Origin of the sequence: Ferruginibacter sp., assembly GCF_031430955.1 — a bacterium.
Lineage (GTDB): Bacteria > Bacteroidota > Bacteroidia > Chitinophagales > Chitinophagaceae > Ferruginibacter.
Window position 1 is genome coordinate 1 of the sequence record NZ_JANPCM010000617.1, and the last position, 1,504, is coordinate 1,504.

General features: G+C 34.6%; 1 protein-coding gene. It reads left to right on the forward strand.

The features are described from left to right. Positions 1-1,422, forward strand: a 1,422-nt coding sequence (locus ACY65O_RS17475) for a TolC family protein (protein WP_462222147.1), incomplete at its 5' end; no start/stop codon positions are given. Between the last annotated feature and the right edge of the window lie 82 nt (positions 1,423-1,504).

The following is a 1,504-nucleotide window of genomic DNA, read 5'->3' on the forward strand; positions in this document are numbered from 1 at the left end:
GAACAAAAAATACGAACACTAATGAAAAAATTTTGGCTTAATAGTACTGCTGTAATAAGTTTGGTATTATTATCTGCCGTTGCAAATGCACAGCAGAAAAATGAATTTAGTATTAAACAATGTGTTGAATACGCAAACAAAAATTCTGTAACAGTAAAAAATGCACTGCTTGATGTTGACATACAACACCAGGCTAACAGGCAAATTACTTCAGCAGCTTATCCGCAGGTAAATGGCAGTATAAGCACTACTCATTATTTTGATATTCCGGTAACAACATTGCCAGATTTTATCAGCCCGGCAACTTACCAGGTACTGGTAGACCAGGGTGTTAAAGATGGCTCTGGCCAAACAATAAAATTTCCTGCCGGTGGCTTTGGCAGCATACCTGCACAGTTTGGTACATCGTGGAATGCAAGTGGTGGTATTGATGTAAGCCAGTTACTTTTTGATGGTCAGGTTTTTGTTGGCTTGGTAGCAAGAGGTGCGGTAATAGATTATTATAAAAAAACTGCTGAGATAACGCAGGAGCAAATAAAAGTAAATATTTATAAAATTTATTACCAGCTGGCTGTAGGCAAAAAACAAATTGGTTCTATTGATGCCAATATTGAGCTGGTTAATAAATTATTGCACGACACTAAAGAAATGTATAAAAATGGTTTTTCAGAAAAATTAGATATTGATAAAACAACAGTGCAGTTAAATAACCTGCAAACAGAAAAAATAAAGTATGAGAGTATGCTGGCGGTGGGCAACTCAGGCTTAAAATTTTTAATGGGCATGCCGCAAAAAGATGAATTAGTATTAACGGATTCAATAAGTGATGAAGATTTAAAAGCAAATATTTTAGACAGCAGTTATACTTATAACGATCGTAAAGAAATACAGTTATTAGCCATGGCGGAAAAATTGGGTGGCTATAATGTAAAGCGCTATCAACTTAGTAAAATACCCACCATTGCCGCTTTTGCCAGCTACAGTAAAAATGCACAGCGTAACAGTTTTAATTTTTTTAATAAAGGCGATTGGTTCACTACATCTATTGTTGGTTTTAAAATGTCTGTTCCAATTTTTAGTGGCTTCTCACGCAATTCGCAAATACAAAAAGCAAGATTAGAACTGGAGAAAACAAAAAACAGTACCACTCAATTAAAGCAAAATATTGATGCTGATATTGAGCAAAGCCGTACCAAAATGGTTAGCGCAATGCTTACAGTTGATAATCAGAAAAAAAATATTGAACTGGCACAAAAAGTATATACCACTACTAAGATAAAATATGAGCAGGGCCTTGGCAGAAGTGATGAACTCTACCTTGCACAGGCACAATTATCAGTAGCACAAAATAATTATTACAGCAGTTTGTACGATGCCATCACTGCAAAAATTGACTGGCTGAAAGCCGCAGGAAAATTATAAACAACAAACATTAAGTATCAAAACTAATATATGAAACAGGTAAAAACATTTGGATTAATTATTACAGCAGCTATTATTTTAT